Origin of the sequence: Pseudohaliea sp. (assembly GCF_040217025.1) — a bacterium.
Classification (GTDB): Bacteria; Pseudomonadota; Gammaproteobacteria; order Pseudomonadales; family Halieaceae; genus Pseudohaliea.
In genome coordinates this window covers 103,036-119,315 of record NZ_JAVJOA010000011.1, presented here as the reverse complement: position 1 = coordinate 119,315, position 16,280 = coordinate 103,036, and the positions used below count along the sequence as shown (strand labels likewise).

Here is a 16,280-nt window from a genome sequence, read left to right as displayed (position 1 = left end):
CCCGTCAGGCCGCCATCAGGGCTTCGATGTCGTCGGGCGCCATCGGCACGCCCGCGGAGAGCACCTCCGGCCCGTCGGCGCCGATGGCGACATCGTCCTCGATGCGGATGCCGATCCCGCGCCACTTCTTCGCCACCCGCGTGTTCTCCGGTGCCACGTAGATGCCCGGCTCCATGGTCATCACCATGCCCGGCTCGAGCAGCCGCCACTCGCCGCCGACCCGGTAGTCGCCGACATCGTGCACGTCGAGGCCGAGCCAGTGGCCGGCGCGGTGCATGTAGAAGTCCCGGTAGGCGCCGTCCTTGATCAGCTTCGTTACCCGGCCGCGGAGCAGCCCCAGGTCCACCAGCCCCTCGGTGATGACGCGGACCGTGGCGTCGTGGGGCTGGTTCCAGTGGTTGCCTGCCTGCGAGGCGGCGATCCCCGCGGCATGGGCCGCCTGCACCACCTCGTAGAGGGCGCGCTGGGCGGGGCTGAAACGGCCGTTCACCGGGAAGGTGCGGGTGACGTCTGACGCGTAGCCGTGGTACTCGCAGCCGGCGTCGATGAGCACCAGGTCGCCGTCGCGAAGCCGCTCGCTGTTCTCGACGTAGTGCAGGATGCAGCCGTTGGCGCCGCCGCCGACGATGGCGGGGTAGGCCGGGCAGCGGGCCCCGCCGCGGGCGTAGGCATAGGCGAGCTCCGCCTCGAGCTGGTACTCGTACAGGCCCGGGCGGCAGGCGCGCATGGCCGCGCAGTGTGCCTCGGCGGTGACCTGGGCCGCGCGGCGCATGACCCGGAGCTCGCCGGCGCTCTTCACCAGCCGCAGTTCGTGCAGCATGTGGTCGAGGTCCGTGAACTCGCCCGGCGGCACCGCGCCGCTGGATTCCCGCTCGCGGATGCTGTTGACCCAGCCCATCAGCCGGGTGTCGAAGCCGCGGCTGCGGCCCATGGAGTAGTAGACCCGCTCCCGGCCCTCGATGAGGCCGGGCAGGATGTCGTCGATGTCGCTGACGGGGAACGCATCGTCGGCGCCGTAGCGCTCGACCGCGCCCTCGGGGCCGGCGCGGTAGCCGTCCCAGAGCTCCCGCGCCGGGTCCCGGTCGCGGCAGAAGAGGACGCACTGGCCGTGGCGGCGCCCCGGCACGAGGACGAGCACGGCATCGGGTTCCTGGAAACCGGTCAGGTAGAGAAAGTCGCTGTCCTGGCGGAAGGGGTACTCGGTGTCGCGATTGCGGTACTGCTGCCGCGCCGACGGGATGACGGCGATGCTGTTCGGCTCCATGAGCGCCATCAGGTTGCGCCGCCTGCCCGCGAACTCGCGCTTGCCGATACCCCGCAGCTGCGCCACTAGTGCACCGTGCTGCCGGCGGGCGGCGAGGCCGGCCGCGCCTCCTCGGCCTGGCCGAGACTGTCGAGGATGATGTTCATGGCCGCGAAGCGCAGGTACTCGACAAGGTCTGCATAGGCCTGCTCCGCCTCGTCGTCGCTGGCGTCGCCGACGCCGGCCTGGGCGATGGCGGCGAAGTCCTTGAGGGCCTCGGCGCTGTCCGTGGCGACGGCGGCGTCCGTGCTGCGGCTGCTAACCCGGGCCTGGGCGAAACCGGAAAGAAAGCCCCGGCACCAGTCCGCGAGCGCCACGGTGCGCTCACCGAGGTCGCTGTCGTCATCGGGCAGCAGCGGGTGGAAGCGCAGGGCCTCGTCGGTCAGCAGCTGGGCCGTAGTGACGTAAAAACGCTGCAGCCCGTCCGCGAGTTCACCGTGGGGGTCGAAGCCGAGGGCGGAGCCGACGCCCGCCAGCCCCGCTTCCGGGGAGGGGTCGGCGCCCCCGGCCAGCAGGCCCGCCAGGCAGCCGTGCAGCTCCGACGGCGACTGCGAGACCCCCTGCTCGACCAGCTGGTCGGCCACCTCGTCGAACAGCGGCAGGTCGCCGACCTCACCCGGCGCCGGATCGAACAGCCCGCTCACGGAGTCCGCCTGCGAGGTTCCCTGCAAAAAACGCGGCAGATGGTTGAATTGACTGGCATTTACGCCGTTGACCTCTTCGGGATGCGGGGTCTATAGTGCGGGAGACCTCGCGGAATGCCAAGTATAGCGACGATGGCGGACGATGCGCTCAAGCTGCTGGAAAACAAGATCGACCAGCTCATCGGGCTGTGTGCGGAGCTCAATCGCGAGAACCGCCAGCTGAAGGCGGAGAACCTGGGCTGGCGCCAGGAGCGCCGGGAACTCATCGAGAAGAACGACCTCGCGCGGGAGCGGGTGGAAGCCACGCTCGCCCGCCTTCGCGACCTGGAGTAACCCATGGCGCCGCACACCGTCTCGGTCACGATCCTCGACAAGGACTACCAGGTCGCCTGTCCCGAGGACCAGGCCGCCGACCTCACCGCCGCCGCCAACTACCTCGACCAGCAGATGCGCGCAATCCGCGATACCGGCAAGGTCATCGGCCTCGAGCGCATCGCCGTCATGGCGGCTCTCAATATCAGCTACGACCTGCTGTGCGCGGGCCGGAGCGAGGAGCCCGTGGGCCGCCTGCCCGACGACGGCAGCGCCGACAGTACCTTTCGCGGCCTCAACCGCAAGCTGGACGAAGCCCTGCACCAGCTCCGGCAGATCGAGATCAGCTGATTTCCGCCACCCCGGTCGGCCCCGGGGTGCCCCCTGCGCTATAATAGAGGCTGGTTACCTGGCGTATGCGCCAGACTATCAGTCCTCGAGCCGATAACTGTGTTACCGGGGGCAGCCAAAGTCGCTGTTGTGCAAGTCCGGCCCGTACCGGGAAGCCTGATGCGATGCGGAGGCCTCCACCTTGAGCCATCGGGTTCAAGGGCCGACCTGTCAGCGGTACGCCGGGAACCTACTTCTTTTCGCCTGCAAGGCATCATGACCACCGACCCCGAGCACGACGCCCGCACCGCCAAGGCAGCGATTCGCCGGCAGCTGCGTGCGGCCCGCCGCGCCCTGCCCCGGGCGTCGCGCGAGGCGGCCGCGCAGCAGCTGGCCGCCCACGCGCCCGCGCTACCCGGCTGGCGCGCCGGGGCGCGCATCGCCGCCTACGTCGCGGCCGATGGCGAACTCGACCCGGCCCCGCTGCTCGCGGCAGCGTCCGCCGACGGACTCCTCGTCTACCTGCCGCGCGTCGGTGACGACAGCGCTCTCACCTTTCACCCCTGGGTGCCCGGCGACCCGCTGCTGCCGAACCGCTACGGCATCGGCGAGCCGGCCGCGAGCGGGGCACTGCCAGTGGACGCACTGGACGTGCTCTGCCTGCCCCTCGTGGGCTTCTCCGTGGCGGGTACGCGGCTGGGGATGGGCGCGGGCTACTACGACCGGACCCTGGCGGCGTCGCGGCCGCGGCTGCTGGCGGGCCTGGCCTACGACTGCCAGGCCGTGGATACACTACCGCAGGAGCCCTGGGACGTGCCCCTGGACGGCGTGCTGACGGAAACGGGGTGGCGCCCGCGGCGGGCGCCGGCTTGAAGGTCGCCTAGCGGTCGAGGAGGAGCCCCGCCTGCAGCGGGGACTCGGGCGCCGCGACGGTGCGGCTCGAAGAGGCAGGCAACAACAGGGTCACGACGACCCCGAGGACGAAGGCAGCGAGGAGCACGATCATGGTGTCAGGCCGATTCTTCATCAGTCACTCTCATCTTCAGGCAACGCAAAGCAAAGCTGTGTGAATTTTTCACAGAGCTTACCGGGAATAATGCAGAATGCAACACGTCAACCGCAATGAGTTAAATCTTTTCATCCAACCTGATCAGCCTGCAGCTCGCGCACGCCCTCGTCGCCGGCGAGGAACAGCCGGTCTGCCGGCCGCCGGGCGAACAGCCCGTTACACACCACGCCGGTGATATTGTTCAGCGTCTCCTCCATCGCCAGGGGCTGGGCGATGGAAAAGTGGTAGACGTCGAGAATGATGTTGCCGTTGTCGGTCACCACGCCCTCCCGGTAGACCGGGTCACCGCCCAGGCGCACCAGTTCCCGGGCGACGTGCCCGCGGGCCATGGGAATCACCTCCACCGGCAGCGGAAAATCGCCGAGGATGCGCACCAGCTTGCTGTCGTCGGCGATACACAGGAACTCCTCCGCCACCGCGGCGACGATCTTTTCCCGGGTCAGCGCACCACCGCCGCCCTTGATCAGCTGCAGCTGCGCGTTGGCCTCGTCCGCGCCGTCGACGTAGAACGCCACCCGGTCCACGCTGTTGAGATCGTAGACGGGGATCCCGTGACCGCGGAGCCGCTCCGCGGAGGCCTCGGAGCTGGCGACGGTGCCGCCGATGCTGCCCTTTATCGCGGCCAGGCCGTCGATGAAGCGGTTGGCCGTCGAACCGGTGCCGATGCCGACGATGGTGTCGTTTTCCAGCTTCGGCCGCAGATAGGCCAGCGCCGCGTCCGCGACCGCCTGCTTTTTACTGTCCTGGTCCATAAAGACTCCCGGGGCATGCAAGGACACCAGTGTACCGCGGAAGCCCCGGGCTGCATTGGCGCGGCCGCTGCTTTACCATGCCTGCACTCTTCTGAGCACCTTCCTGAGCGGTGGTTGCATGCCCCAGAGCTACATCAAGCGCATTCTTGACGCCAAGGTCTACGACGTGGCGCGGGAAACCCCGGTGGATGAGGCGCGGCTTCTCTCTGCGCGCCTCGACAACCAGGTCTGGCTGAAGCGCGAGGATCTGCAGCCGGTGTTCTCCTTCAAGCTGCGCGGCGCCCACAACAAGATGTACCGCCTGAGCGACGAGCAGCGCGCCCGCGGCGTGGTCGCCGCCTCCGCCGGCAACCACGCCCAGGGCCTGGCCATGGCCGCGCAGCGCATGGGCGTGCGCGCCGTCATCGTGATGCCGCGCACCACGCCGCAGATCAAGGTGGACGCGGTGCGCAACCGCGGCGCGAAGGTGGTCCTCCACGGCGACGCCTTCGACGAAGCCTACGCCCACGCCCAGAAGCTGGTGGCAGAGCAGGGCATGACCTTCGTCCACCCCTTCGACGATCCGGACGTGATCGCCGGTCAGGGCACGGTGGGCATGGAGATCGTGCGCCAGCACCAGGAACCGCTGGACGCCCTGTTCGTCCCGGTCGGCGGCGGCGGCCTCCTCGCCGGTGTCGCCGCCTACGTCCGCTATGTCTGGCCGAAAACGCGCATCATCGGCGTGGAGCCGGAGGACGCCGCCTGCCTGAAGCTGGCCCTGGAGAAGGGCCGCCGCGCCCGCCTCAAGGAGGTCGGCCTGTTCGCCGACGGCTGCGCCGTGGCCCAGGTGGGCAAGGAGACGTTCCGGGTGATCCGAAGCACGGTGGACGAGGTGATCACGGCCTCCGCGGACGAGATGTGCGCGGCGATCAAGGACATCTTCGAGGATACCCGCGGCATCGCCGAGCCCGCGGGCGCCCTGGCCCTCGCCGGCCTGAAGAAGTACGTGGAGGAGCGGGGCGTGAAGGGCCAGCAACTCCTCGCCATCCTCTCCGGCGCGAACACGAATTTCGATCGCCTGCGCTATATCTCGGAGCGCACGGAGATCGGCGAGCACCGGGAAGCCATCATCTCGGTCACCATCCCCGAGCGCCCCGGCAGTTTCCGCGCTTTCTGCGGCGCCCTCGGCAAGCGCAACATCACGGAGTTCAACTACCGCTACGCCAGCGCCCGCTCTGCCCGGGTGTTCGTCGGCCTGTCCGTGACACCCGGCGGCGATGATCTCGCCCAGGTGCTGGCGAAGCTGGCGGCGGAGGGCTACGAGGCCCAGGATCTCACGGACAACGAGATGGCCAAGCTGCACATCCGCTACATGGTCGGCGGCCGCGCACCGGCGGACATGGGCCGGGAAACGATCTACCGCGTCGAGTTCCCGGAGCGCCCCGGCGCCCTGCTCAAGTTCCTCTCCGGCCTGGGCCAGCGCTGGAATATCTCCACTTTCCACTACCGCAACCACGGCGCCGCCTACGGCCGCATCCTCGTCGGCATCCAGGCACCGAAGGGCGAGGAACGCGAGGTCCACAAGACCCTCGACGCGATCGGCTACCCGTTCTGGGACGAGTCGGAGAACCCGGCTTACCAGCTGTACCTCGGGCAGGTGGACTAAAGGTCGAAAATCTTCCCGGGGTTCATGATGCCGTCCGGGTCGAAGACGCGCTTGATACCGCGCATGATCTCGATTTCCGTCTCGGAGCGGCTGTAGGTGAGGTAGTCCTTCTTGAGAAGGCCGACGCCGTGCTCGGCGGAGACACTGCCGCCGTGGCGCTGCACGATCTCGAAGACCCAGCGGCTGACCTCGCCGCAGCGGGCCTGGAACTCGTCCATGGGGAGGTCGTCGGGCTTGAGGACATTGAGGTGGACGTTGCCGTCGCCGATGTGGCCGAACCAGATGATCTGGAAATCGGGGTAGTGGTCGGTGACCACCTTGTCGACCTCGGCGAGGAAGCCGGGAACGTCGGAGACGCGGGTGGAGATGTCGTTCTTGTAGGGCGTCCAGCGCGAGATCGTTTCGGAGATGTCCTCGCGCAGGCGCCAGAGCGAGCGGGCCTGGGCGACGCTCTGGCTGACGGCGCCGTCGAGGACCCAGCCCTGCTCCACCGTCTCCTCGAAAACCGCCATGGCGGCCTCGAGGGCGGCCTCGTCGGGCTGGGCGAACTCGAGGAGGGCGTAAAAGGGGGCCTCGCTGTCGAAGGGGCGCTGCAGGTCCTGGTGTTCGATCACCCGGGCGAGGGCGTCCTCGGAGAAGAACTCGAAGGCGTGCAGCTGCAGGCGGCGGCGGGCGCAGTGGAGCACGTGCATGATCGCCGCCATGTCAGGCACGCCGAGGACCATGACGGCGAGGTCGCCGGGCGGATCGGCCAGGGAGACGGTGACCTCGACGATGACGCCGAGGGTGCCCTCGGAGCCGATGACGAGGTGGCGCAGGTCGTAGCCCGCGTTGTTCTTGATCAGGCCGCGGTTCAGGTCGAGCAGCTCGCCGGTGCCGGTGACCAGCTTGAGGCCGGCGACCCAGTCGCGGGTCATGCCGTGGCGGATGACCTTGATCCCGCCGGCGTTGGTGGCGACGTTGCCGCCGACCTGGCTCGAGCCCGCGGAGGCGAAGTCCACCGGGTAGAACAGGCCGTGATCCTCGGCGAAGGCCTGCAGCTCGGCGGTGATGACGCCGGCGCCGCAGCGCACGGTGCGGTCGACGGGGGAGAAGTCCTCGATGGCGTTCAGCCGGTCGAGGACGAGTACCAGTTCGCCGCGCGAGGCGACGGCGCCGGCGGACAGGCCGGTGCGACCGCCGCTGGGGACGATGGCCAGGCCCGCGCGGCGGGCGTAGCGGACCACCGCCTGCACCTCGCCGATGCTCCCGGGGAGCACGACGGCGCAGGGCGCCGGGGCGTGGGCGCGGGTCCAGTCGCGGCCGTACTGGTCGGCCGCCTCGGGGCCGGCCAGCACCCGGTCGGGGCCGACGATTTCCGCCAGCGCGGTGAGCTGATCCTGTGCCAACGCGGTCCCTTTCGCCATCCCGGTTGCTGCCCGTGTCGCTGCCTATATAGAGGGGGCGCGTATGCTATCATGCCGCGCCCCGCCAGCCAGGGGCGCCGTAACTCCCCACACTCAGACATCACACAGCAGAGCACCACACACCATGGGCAGGACCTCGCTGCAGAAGCGCAAGATCAAGTTCCTCCTGCTGGAGGGCATCCACGACTCCGCCGTCGAGGCGCTCAACGCCGCCGGCTACGACAATATCGAGTGGCACCCCAAGGCCCTGCCGCCGGAAGAGCTGAAGGCCGCCATCGCCGACGCGCATTTCGTGGGTATCCGCTCGCGCACGCAGCTGACCGACGACATCTTCGAGCACGCGCGCAAGCTGGTGGCCGTGGGCTGCTTCTGCATCGGCACCAACCAGGTCGACCTGGGCGCCGCCACGAAGCGCGGAATCCCCGTCTTCAACGCGCCGTTCTCGAACACGCGCAGCGTGGCCGAGCTGGTGATCGCCGAGGCGATCCTGCTGCTGCGCGGCATCCCCGCCAAGAACGCCGCCGCCCACCGCGGCGAGTGGCTGAAGAGCGCCGCGAACAGTTACGAGATCCGCGGCAAGCGCCTGGGCATCGTCGGCTACGGCAACATCGGCATGCAGCTGGGCGTCATCGCCGAGGGCCTGGGCATGAAGGTGCAGTTCTTCGACGTGGTCAACAAGCTGCCCCTCGGCAACGCCCGCCAGCTCGGCAGCCTCGATTCCCTCCTCGCCCAGTCGGACGTGGTGTCCCTGCACGTGCCGGAGACCGCGTCCACGGCCGACATGATCGGCGCCGCCCAGCTCGACCGCATGCCGCGCGGCAGCATCCTCATCAACGCCTCCCGCGGCACCGTGGTGGCCATCGACGCCCTCGCCGAGCGGCTCGAGAGCGGCCACCTTGCCGGGGCGGCCATCGACGTGTTCCCGGTGGAGCCGCGCTCCAACGACGACGAGTTCGTCTCACCGCTGCGCGCCTTCGACCAGGCGATCCTCACGCCCCACATCGGCGGCAGCACCATGGAGGCGCAGGAGAACATCGGCATGGAGGTGGCGGAGAAGCTGGCGCGCTACAGCGACAACGGCACCACCACCTCCTCCGTGAACTTCCCGGAGGTAGCCCTGCCGGAGCACGCCGGCTGCCACCGGCTGCTGCACATCCACCGCAACGTGCCCGGCGTCATGAGCGCGATCAACCAGGTGTTCTCGGACACGGGGGTGAACGTTTCCGCGCAGTTCCTGCAGACCAATGACGCCATCGGCTACGTGGTCATCGACGTGGATGCGGAGTACTCCGACGTGGCGCTGCGGGCGCTCGCCGACATCGACGCCACCATCCGCAGCCGGGTGCTGTTCTGATGCGCTACCTCGTCCCCGTCCTGGCCCTTGCGCTTACCTGCCTCGCGACCACCCGGGCAGAAGACTTCCCGGGCGTCCGCGGATTGATGAGCCCCGACGAGTACGAAGCGTCGGGGCTCGACAAGCTCAGCGAGGCGGAGCGCAAGGCCCTCGACGCCTGGCTCCTGCGCTATACGGCCAGAGACGCGGAGACGCTGCGCAGCACCAGCAAGGACGTCCGCGAAGCGGAGCAGGAAGCCCGCATCGAAGCACGGGTGAGGGCACCTTTCGACGGCTGGAGCGGAGACACCCTGTTCTACCTTGACAACGGCCAGGTCTGGCAACAGCGTCTCGAGGGACGCTTTGCCTACGAGGGCGGCGAGCGGGACGTCATCCTGGACAAGAACTTCTTCGGTTTCTGGCGCCTGACCCACGCGGCCACAGGTCGCAAGGTGGGTGTCAAGCGCATTCGTTGAGGAGGCGCCAGCGCCCGCACGCCCTACCCGCGGCAACCCCCTTATCAACCCCAGTGTTGCCTGTGCATACATCTCAATACCTCTACCTAAGCACTTGAAGCGCCTGAATTTAACGAGTTCCCCCGGAATTCCGTAACTTTGCCACAAAACCATTCAACCTGTGCGGATTCAACGGTTTTCAGCGTGTAGAGTTCGACCTACAGCGGCCCATGGCCGCAAAACATGAAGCATTTAGTCCAAAATACAGGGGTATGACATGTTCAAGAAACAACGTCTGACGACAGCAGTCTCGGCTGCCCTCGGTGTCAGCGCAGCGCTCGGCTTGCCCGGCATGGCGCTCGCCCAGGAGGAGCAAATCATGGAAGAGGTTATCGTCACCGGCTCGCGGATCACGCGGGGCCCGGAAACGATCTCCAACATGTCCATGACCACCGGCGAAGACATCGAGCGGCTCGGCACCTACAGCACCCTCGACGCACTGCAGCGCATGCCCGCCGTGACCAATAGCGGCGGTGCCACCAACCGCAACGACTCCAACGGTGGCCGAGGGGCGAACTTTGTCGAGATCCACAATCTGGGTTCGGAGAGAACCCTGGTCCTCATGGATGGCCGGCGCGCCGTGAGCACGATCCGCGATTCCAGTGGCCTCGGCGTAGACCTGCAATCCTTCCCGGTGAACATGATTGAGCGGGTCGAAGTGCTGGCTGACGGCGCCTCAACGATCTACGGCTCGGATGCTGTGGCCGGCGTGGTCAACGTGATCCTGAAAGACGATTTCGAAGGCTTCGAGTTCACGGCAGGCACCGGCAGCCCCGAAGATGCAGGCGGTGAGTCGCGGAACGTCGGCTTCCTGCTGGGAAGCGGCAGCGGCCGCAGCCATTTCGTGCTGTCCGGCACCTATACCGAGACGGAGAATGTCGACTTCCAGGACCGGGAGTGGTCGCAGATTCCGCTGCTCGGTCAAAGCGATGACGGGTCGGGCAATATCCTGAACCTGATCGGTAGCGGCATTCCCCCTGAAGGCCGCGTGCCGGCCGCAGGGATTATCTTCAAGGAGGATCCCGTCACCGGCGCCAGCTTCCAGCCTTACGATACGTTCGGCTTCAGCGGCCTGAACGGATCGGCCGGAGACGGCAGCATCCAGTCGATCCTCGACACGGGCCATCGCTTCAACTATAACGCGCCCGGCGGTGACGGCGTCAGCCTGATCAACCCCGCTAGGATCTTCAACCTGGCCGCCATAGGTGAGGTGGAACTCAACAACAGCTGGACGGCCTACTCGAACATCCTCGCCCAGCACCGGGAAGGGACGCTGAACTTCACGCCGCTGCCCGTCGCCGGAGCCGCAGGTCGCTTTACGGACCTCATCCAGGTACCTATCGATCACCCGAACCTGCCGGATGACGCACGGGCGGAAATACAGAGCGCGCTGGGTCCCGACGCCGAGAGCTTCCAGCTCTGGTATCGAGGCCTGGATCTCGGCAACCGCAAGTTCAAGTACGACGCGGATACCATGCAGGGCACCTTCGGCTTCCGGGGTGAGCTCGACTTCGCAGGCAGCACCTGGGACGTGGACACCTGGGGCACCTGGGGCCAGTCGCGCCTGACCGAGGTCACCTTCGGGCAGCTCAACGTGGGCGCACTGCAGATCGCCTCGGATCCCGCGCGCTGCGCGGTGATCGATAACTGCCCGAAGAAGGCTAACGGAGACCCGCTCTTCGACCCCTTCGGCCGCAGCCCGAAAACGCAGGCGGAAAAGGACTTCATCCTCTTCGAGGACCACGAGAAGACCGAATACGAGATGTGGCACTTTGCCGCGACCATCAGCAATCCGTCCGTGCTAGATCTCCCGGCCGGGGGGCTCGGTATGGCAGCCGGCATCGAGTACCGCGAGGAATCCGGTAGCGTAACGCCTTCCGGAATCGTCGGCGACGGCAACAGCGGAGGCAATTTCGCGGAACCCACCGATGGCGAGTACGACCTCTACGAGGTCTACGTGGAAAGTGAAATCCCGCTGATCTCCGGTGCTCCATTCGCCGAAGAGGTGAGCGCTCAGCTCGCCGCGCGGTTCTCGGACTACGGTGACTTCGATGAGACGACCTGGAAAGTCGGCGCCCGCTGGCAGCCGCTGCAGTCGCTGACCTTCCGCGGCCAGCTCTCCACCGGTTTTCGTGCGCCGAACGTACTCGAGCTGTTCGGCGGCAACGCCGACGCGTTCACAGGGGTTACCGACCCCTGCAACTCGGAGAACCAGGCCGCGAACCCGACCGTTGCAGCCAACTGTGCAGCGGAAGGAGTCCCCCCCGACTTTGTTCAGCCGGCTGCACAGCTGAAGATCACCCAGGGCGGCAACCCGGATCTTCAGCCCGAGACCTCTGACAATATGTCCGTGGGCTTCGTGTTCACGCCCGAGGTATGGGGTTCCCCGAGCATCAGCCTCGACTACTACGATGTCGAAATCGATGACGCCATCGGCACGCCGGTGGAGAGCACCGTGATCAATACCTGCTACGAGAGCCAGGGGCTCTCGGCGCCGGAGTGCGATCGTATCGCGCGCGGTCCCGGCAATGACGTGGTGCGCTTTGACCTGCTTCTGGAGAACCTGGCGACGATCGAAACCTCCGGTATCGATCTCAATTCCTCGTTTACCTGGAACACCGATTTCGGCATGGTCAGCGCCGACTGGCTGCTGATGTGGCTGGAGGACTACAAGGAAATCAGCGCAACGGGTGCGGTCGAGGATCAGCGCGGCAAGGTAGCTTGCACTACCTGTTCCTTCGCCGGCTACCCGGAGTACAAGTCGACGCTGTCCCTGAGCCTCGCCCAGGACAGCTGGTCGACTTCACTGGTCTGGCGTTACCTCGATGCAATGGACATCTCGGATGAGGTTGGTTTCGACAACGTCAATACTGAAGTCGACGAGATGAACTACTTCGATTTCTACGCCAGCTACAACTTCAGCGCCTTTGAAGTCTCAGTCGCCGTGGAAAACCTGACCGACGAACAGCCGCCCTTCGTGCCGGCGATTTCGACCAACACCAGTGCAATCTACGACTTCCTTGGTCGGTTCTACAGCGCACGGCTGGTATGGCGCATGTAAATCATCGGCAGTTACCAGCGTTTGCGACGGGCCCTTCGGGGCCCGTTTTTTTTAGTGCTTTCTTTTTGTGCTCGCGATGCGAAGGAGGCATGCTCTAGCCCATGAACAGCACTGACGCACAGGCCTGGGAAGACTACTGGGAGCGGACCCGGCGCGCCGGCGTGGTGCCCGAGATCGGCGCCCGCGACCCGGCGCTCCGGGACTACTGGCTGGCGTTCTTCACGTCCTGCGCGCTCGCCGATGAAGGGCACACCCGCCTGCTGGACCTCGGCTGCGGCCACGGTGCGGTAACCGCCCTGGCCGAGTCCGTCGCCCGCAACAACCTGCGCCACTTCCGCATCACCTGCCTGGACATCAGCGATGCGGCGGTGGACCTGGTCAAGGCACAGCACCCGGCCGTGGCCGCGGTCTGCGCCAGCGCCGACGACATTCCCCTGCCCGATGCGTTCTTCGACCACGTGGTGAGCCAGTTCGGCATCGAGTACGCACCGCCGGCAGCGGCCGATGAAGCAGCGCGCGTGCTCCGGCCCGGCGGCAGCGTCGCCTTTCTCATGCACCTGAAGAACGGCGCTATCTGGGACGAGTGCCGGGCCAACCGCGATGCCCTGGACGGTGTCCGCGACAGCGGCCTGCTGCCGGCTTTCATCCGCCTGGTGGAGGAGAGCCTCGCCCTACGCGAGGGCCGGGGCAGCCGCGGGGCCTTCGAGCAGGCGGACCGCGATCTCGCGCCCTGCGTGAAGGCCATGGAGGCTGTCCTCGGGGAGCACGGCAAGGCGATCGGCGGCGGGCTGGTGTTCCGGACCTACGCCGACATCGCCCACATGTACCGGAAGATGAACGCCTTCGCGCCCGCGGAGGTGATCGCCTGGGCGGAGAAGGTCGAGGCGGCCATGACGGCCTGGCGGGAGCGCATGCAGTCCATGCTGGACGCCGCCCTCGACGAGACCGCCCTCGGCGCCTGGCGCGACCGGCTGACCGCCGGCGGTCTCGCCATGAACGAACCGGCGCGCCTGGCCCTGGGCGAGCCGGTAAGGGACGGTGCCTGGATCCTGCGCGGGAAAAAGCTCAGTCGCTGAAGCTATCGACCGCGTGCAGCAGGGTCCGCACCCAGTGCCACTCGGCTTCCGTGAGCTCCGGTCGCCAGATGTCGAACAGCAGCACTACGCGCTCGCGGTCCGAGCGGTTGATCGCCTCGTGTTCCATGCTGTCGTCAAAGACGAAAGCCTCGCCCTCGACCCAGGGACGCACGCAGTTGACCATGCCGTTGCGAGGCGGGATGTGCGTCCCCGGCTTCAGCTGGGAGAAAATCGAGGCCCCGTTTCAAAAGGTCGCTCACGCCGCACCCTCCAGCGCCTCGCGGAGCGCGGGCAGGGCGTCGGTGAACGGCCTGTGTCCCTCGACCGCTCCGCCGTGGATCGGCCGGCGGACCTGCAGCGTGCTCGCCGTGGTCACGGGGCGAGGGTTCTGCTCCGGCGCCAGGCAGGCCGGCTCCGGCTCCAGGCCGCAGTGCGCGAGCAGCGCGTTGATCACGGGCTCCGGGCTCGCGACGAGTTCCTCGTAGGCGACGCTGTAGAGCCGATCACCCAGCAGCTCACCCATGCGCTTCATGTAGTCGTCGTAGAGGCGCCAGTAGGCGCCCAGCTGCGCCGGGTCGTTGGCGTAGCGGTGCGGCTCGTCGAAGCGCGTGCGGTAAAGGGACCAGCAGGTCGCGAGGGCATCGCGCCGGCAGTGGATGAAGCGCGCCTTCGGGAACAGGCAGGCGAGCAGTGGCAGGGCCAGGAAGTTCGCCGGCATCTTGTCGACCACGCGCCGGGCGAGGGGCGCCCGGGACTGCAGGGCCTTGAGATAGGTGCCGGCAATCCCCCGCCGGTCTGCGGCGGAGAGCCGCCCGAAGGCGACGTTGAAGGGCTGCCGGGCGCGGCGCTCGAGGTCGCCGCAGAGGTCGCCGATGAGCCGCAGCTCGCCCGCGCCGTGCACGGCGCTGTGGCTGTCCAGCACCTGCTCCACCAGCGTGGTGCCGGAGCGCGGCAGGCCGAAAACGAAGATCGGCAGCTCGCTGCCGCTGCCGCCGTCCGCGGCGCGCCCGGCAATGGCGTCGGCGTCCAGGGCGCCGGCCAGGGCATCGAAATAGCGGCCCGCGCCGGCCACGTCGAAGGGCTGCCGCGCCGCGTCCACGGCGTGGGCCTCGGCGAGGTGGGCCAGCGTCGCCTCCACGTCGCCGGCGCGCTCGGCAATCGCCGCCAGCCCCCAGGCGAGGTCACGGCGCTCGAGCGTCCCCGCCTTGCTGCGGGCGTGCAGCTGGCCCAGGGCCTTCGCTTCCGCCGCCTCGGCCGCCGGATCGCTGCCGTCGCGCAGGCGCGCCAGGGCGCAGTGCGCCGGGGCGAAGTCCGGTGCGTGCTGCAGGGCGCGGCGGTAGGCGGTGATGGCGCCGGCCACGTCGCCGAGGTCCCGGCGCACGTTGCCGAGCTCGTACCAGGCACCGTGCAGCCGGGCCTTGCGCGTCACGGCCTCGGCGAGGCAGTCCCGCGCAGCTTCCAGGCGGCCCAGCTGGTAGTAGAGCGTGCCCAGACCGTGCAGCGCCTGCGGGTGCGACGGGTGCGCCGCCAGGGTGGCGCGGTAGCCGCGCTCGGCCTCGCCGAGGCGGCCGGCGCGGTGCAGGGAGAGGGCGTTTTTCAGGGGCGCCGGGATCGCGGCAGCGCGGCGCTTGCGGGCTTGGGCCATGGTGTTCCTGCGTCGGGGGTTGCGGCCCGCGATTCTACCAGAGCGCTAGCTCCCGGCGAGGAGATCGAGCTTATCGCCGTAGCGCTGCTTGTCGCCGTCCCCGGCCAGCGCCTCGGCCTGGCGCAGGAACTTGCGCGCCAGCTCCGGCTGGTGGCGCCGGGTCAGGATCATAGCCATGAGATGGTGAAAACGGTGGTCCTTTGCCTGCTTGCGCAGGGCGCGTTCGAGGTGGCGCTGCGCGGCCGCGTAGGCGCCCGCATCGTACGACTGCTTCGCGCGGTAGTACTGGTAGTAGGGGTTCTTCGAGCGCAGGCGTTCCACCTGCCGTGCGTAGTCGGCAGCCAGCGAGGGCATGCCCTGCTCGCGATAGAGCCGGGCGAGGTTGCTCATGGCCACGGGCTCGCGGTCGAGCTCGATGGCGTGGCGGAACGCCGTCTCGGCCTCGGCGAGGGCCCCCTGGCGACGATAAAGGGTGCCCAGGTTGGTCCAGACGTGCCCCGCGCCGGGCTGCAGCACCAGGGCCTGGCGGAAGTGCAGGAAGGCCCGGGCCGGATCGTCGTGGGTCATGTAATGCACGCCGAGGTTGTTGTGGTAGCGCGACTCCCCGGCCTCGTCGCTGATCAGCCGCCGCGGGTAGGCGCGCAGGTACTCGCCGATGTTGAAATCCACCACCTGCTCGGCACCCGGCAGGTCCACGAGGACGTTCACGTGCAGGTTGTAGAACCAGGCGTTGTCGCCCTCGGTCCAGGTGGGGGGCACCATGACTTCCTGGTAGCTCGCCCGGACCCCGGCTTCCCGTGCCAGCGCCAGGAAAAGGTTGGTAAAGCTCATGCAGTTGCCGGCACGGCGGTAGAACGCCTCGCTGGCGGGCAGGGTGAGCAGGTTGTCGTACTCGAGCTCGAGGCCCCCGGCGAGGATGCCCTCGAGGATCAGGTCGACCTTGCGGGAGTCGGACGCCCGCTCGGGAACGCGCTCGGCGAGAAAGGCGCGCATGTCGTCGTTGACCTCGAGGAGTCCCGGATCCTCGGGGGCGTCCGCGGGGCCGACGCCGAAGAGCCGGCCATCGAGGAGCGCGTTCGGGGCGAGCTGCGCCTCGGGGGCGAACTGCGCGGGCGGCTGCGAGGTACAGCCGGCGAGGATCAGCAGCACAGCCGCAAGCAGCCTGTAGCGGGGCATGGCCAGCCTCCTG

At 68.0% G+C, this 16,280-nt stretch carries 16 protein-coding genes and 1 other RNA gene; 9 read left to right on the top strand and 8 right to left on the bottom strand.

What is annotated here, in order from left to right; translation table 11 throughout:
* Positions 1 to 4: 4 nt before the first annotated feature.
* Both pepP and RKE50_RS16140 read right to left on the bottom strand, forming a co-directional pair.
* On the bottom strand, positions 5 to 1,330 hold the full coding sequence (gene pepP, locus RKE50_RS16145; protein WP_350038153.1) for a Xaa-Pro aminopeptidase: 1,326 nt from the start codon (positions 1,328 to 1,330) through the stop codon (positions 5 to 7).
* Entirely contained in the window at positions 1,330 to 1,947 is a 618-nt protein-coding gene (locus RKE50_RS16140) for a UPF0149 family protein (protein ID WP_350038151.1), read from the bottom strand. The genes pepP and RKE50_RS16140 overlap by 1 nt, the downstream gene beginning before the upstream one ends.
* 114 nt (positions 1,948 to 2,061) lie before the next feature.
* Between RKE50_RS16140 and RKE50_RS16135 the strand changes: the two genes are divergently transcribed.
* From RKE50_RS16135 to RKE50_RS16120, 4 genes are all read left to right on the top strand, one after another.
* Entirely contained in the window at positions 2,062 to 2,280 is a 219-nt protein-coding gene (locus RKE50_RS16135) for a TIGR02449 family protein (protein ID WP_502937900.1), read from the top strand.
* 3 nt (positions 2,281 to 2,283) lie between these two features.
* Positions 2,284 to 2,610 carry a cell division protein ZapA gene (locus RKE50_RS16130; protein ID WP_350038149.1) on the top strand — a complete coding sequence of 109 codons (327 nt, stop codon included), beginning with the start codon at positions 2,284 to 2,286 and terminating at the stop codon, positions 2,608 to 2,610.
* A 52-nt stretch (positions 2,611 to 2,662) separates the two neighbouring features.
* Positions 2,663 to 2,842, top strand: a non-coding RNA gene (ssrS, locus tag RKE50_RS16125) — 6S RNA.
* A 23-nt stretch (positions 2,843 to 2,865) separates the two neighbouring features.
* Positions 2,866 to 3,462, top strand: a complete 597-nt coding sequence (locus RKE50_RS16120) for a 5-formyltetrahydrofolate cyclo-ligase (RefSeq protein ID WP_350038147.1) — start codon at positions 2,866 to 2,868, stop codon at positions 3,460 to 3,462.
* Between the two features lie 7 nt (positions 3,463 to 3,469).
* Here the strand turns inward: RKE50_RS16120 and RKE50_RS16115 are convergent, their stop codons facing one another.
* Entirely contained in the window at positions 3,470 to 3,616 is a 147-nt protein-coding gene (locus RKE50_RS16115) for a hypothetical protein (RefSeq protein ID WP_350038145.1), read from the bottom strand.
* A 110-nt stretch (positions 3,617 to 3,726) separates the two neighbouring features.
* Positions 3,727 to 4,410, bottom strand: a complete 684-nt coding sequence (gene rpiA, locus RKE50_RS16110) for a ribose-5-phosphate isomerase RpiA (protein WP_350038143.1) — start codon at positions 4,408 to 4,410, stop codon at positions 3,727 to 3,729.
* A 118-nt stretch (positions 4,411 to 4,528) separates the two neighbouring features.
* On the opposite strand from rpiA, the gene ilvA reads away from it, so the two are divergent.
* Positions 4,529 to 6,055 (top strand): threonine ammonia-lyase, biosynthetic, encoded by a 1,527-nt coding sequence (ilvA, locus tag RKE50_RS16105; RefSeq protein WP_350038141.1) that lies wholly within the window; start codon positions 4,529 to 4,531, stop codon positions 6,053 to 6,055.
* Here ilvA and RKE50_RS16100 read toward each other — a convergent pair.
* On the bottom strand, positions 6,052 to 7,461 hold the full coding sequence (locus tag RKE50_RS16100) for a D-2-hydroxyglutarate dehydrogenase (RefSeq protein ID WP_350038139.1): 1,410 nt from the start codon (positions 7,459 to 7,461) through the stop codon (positions 6,052 to 6,054). The two genes, ilvA and RKE50_RS16100, sit on opposite strands and share 4 nt — an antisense overlap.
* A 124-nt stretch (positions 7,462 to 7,585) precedes the next feature.
* Between RKE50_RS16100 and serA the strand changes: the two genes are divergently transcribed.
* The 4 genes from serA (at position 7,586) to RKE50_RS16080 (ending at position 13,446) form a co-directional block, all read left to right on the top strand.
* Entirely contained in the window at positions 7,586 to 8,815 is a 1,230-nt protein-coding gene (gene serA, locus RKE50_RS16095) for a phosphoglycerate dehydrogenase (RefSeq protein ID WP_350038137.1), read from the top strand.
* Positions 8,815 to 9,270 carry a hypothetical protein gene (locus tag RKE50_RS16090; protein WP_350038135.1) on the top strand — a complete coding sequence of 152 codons (456 nt, stop codon included), beginning with the start codon at positions 8,815 to 8,817 and terminating at the stop codon, positions 9,268 to 9,270. Before serA ends, RKE50_RS16090 begins: the two co-directional genes overlap by 1 nt.
* A 256-nt stretch (positions 9,271 to 9,526) precedes the next feature.
* Positions 9,527 to 12,370, top strand: coding sequence for a TonB-dependent receptor plug domain-containing protein (locus RKE50_RS16085; protein WP_350038133.1), 2,844 nt, complete (start codon positions 9,527 to 9,529; stop codon positions 12,368 to 12,370).
* Between the two features lie 101 nt (positions 12,371 to 12,471).
* Positions 12,472 to 13,446, top strand: coding sequence for a class I SAM-dependent methyltransferase (locus tag RKE50_RS16080; RefSeq protein WP_350038131.1), 975 nt, complete (start codon positions 12,472 to 12,474; stop codon positions 13,444 to 13,446).
* On the opposite strand, the gene RKE50_RS16075 is transcribed toward RKE50_RS16080, so the two are convergent.
* The 3 genes from RKE50_RS16075 to RKE50_RS16065 form a co-directional block, all read right to left on the bottom strand.
* Complete coding sequence (locus tag RKE50_RS16075; RefSeq protein ID WP_350038129.1) at positions 13,436 to 13,618, bottom strand: aspartyl/asparaginyl beta-hydroxylase domain-containing protein; 183 nt, start codon at positions 13,616 to 13,618, stop codon at positions 13,436 to 13,438. The two genes, RKE50_RS16080 and RKE50_RS16075, sit on opposite strands and share 11 nt — an antisense overlap.
* An 84-nt stretch (positions 13,619 to 13,702) precedes the next feature.
* Positions 13,703 to 15,091 carry a sulfotransferase family protein gene (locus RKE50_RS16070; protein ID WP_350038127.1) on the bottom strand — a complete coding sequence of 463 codons (1,389 nt, stop codon included), beginning with the start codon at positions 15,089 to 15,091 and terminating at the stop codon, positions 13,703 to 13,705.
* A gap of 45 nt (positions 15,092 to 15,136) precedes the next feature.
* Positions 15,137 to 16,267 carry a tetratricopeptide repeat protein gene (locus RKE50_RS16065; protein ID WP_350038125.1) on the bottom strand — a complete coding sequence of 377 codons (1,131 nt, stop codon included), beginning with the start codon at positions 16,265 to 16,267 and terminating at the stop codon, positions 15,137 to 15,139.
* Positions 16,268 to 16,280 lie beyond the last annotated feature (13 nt).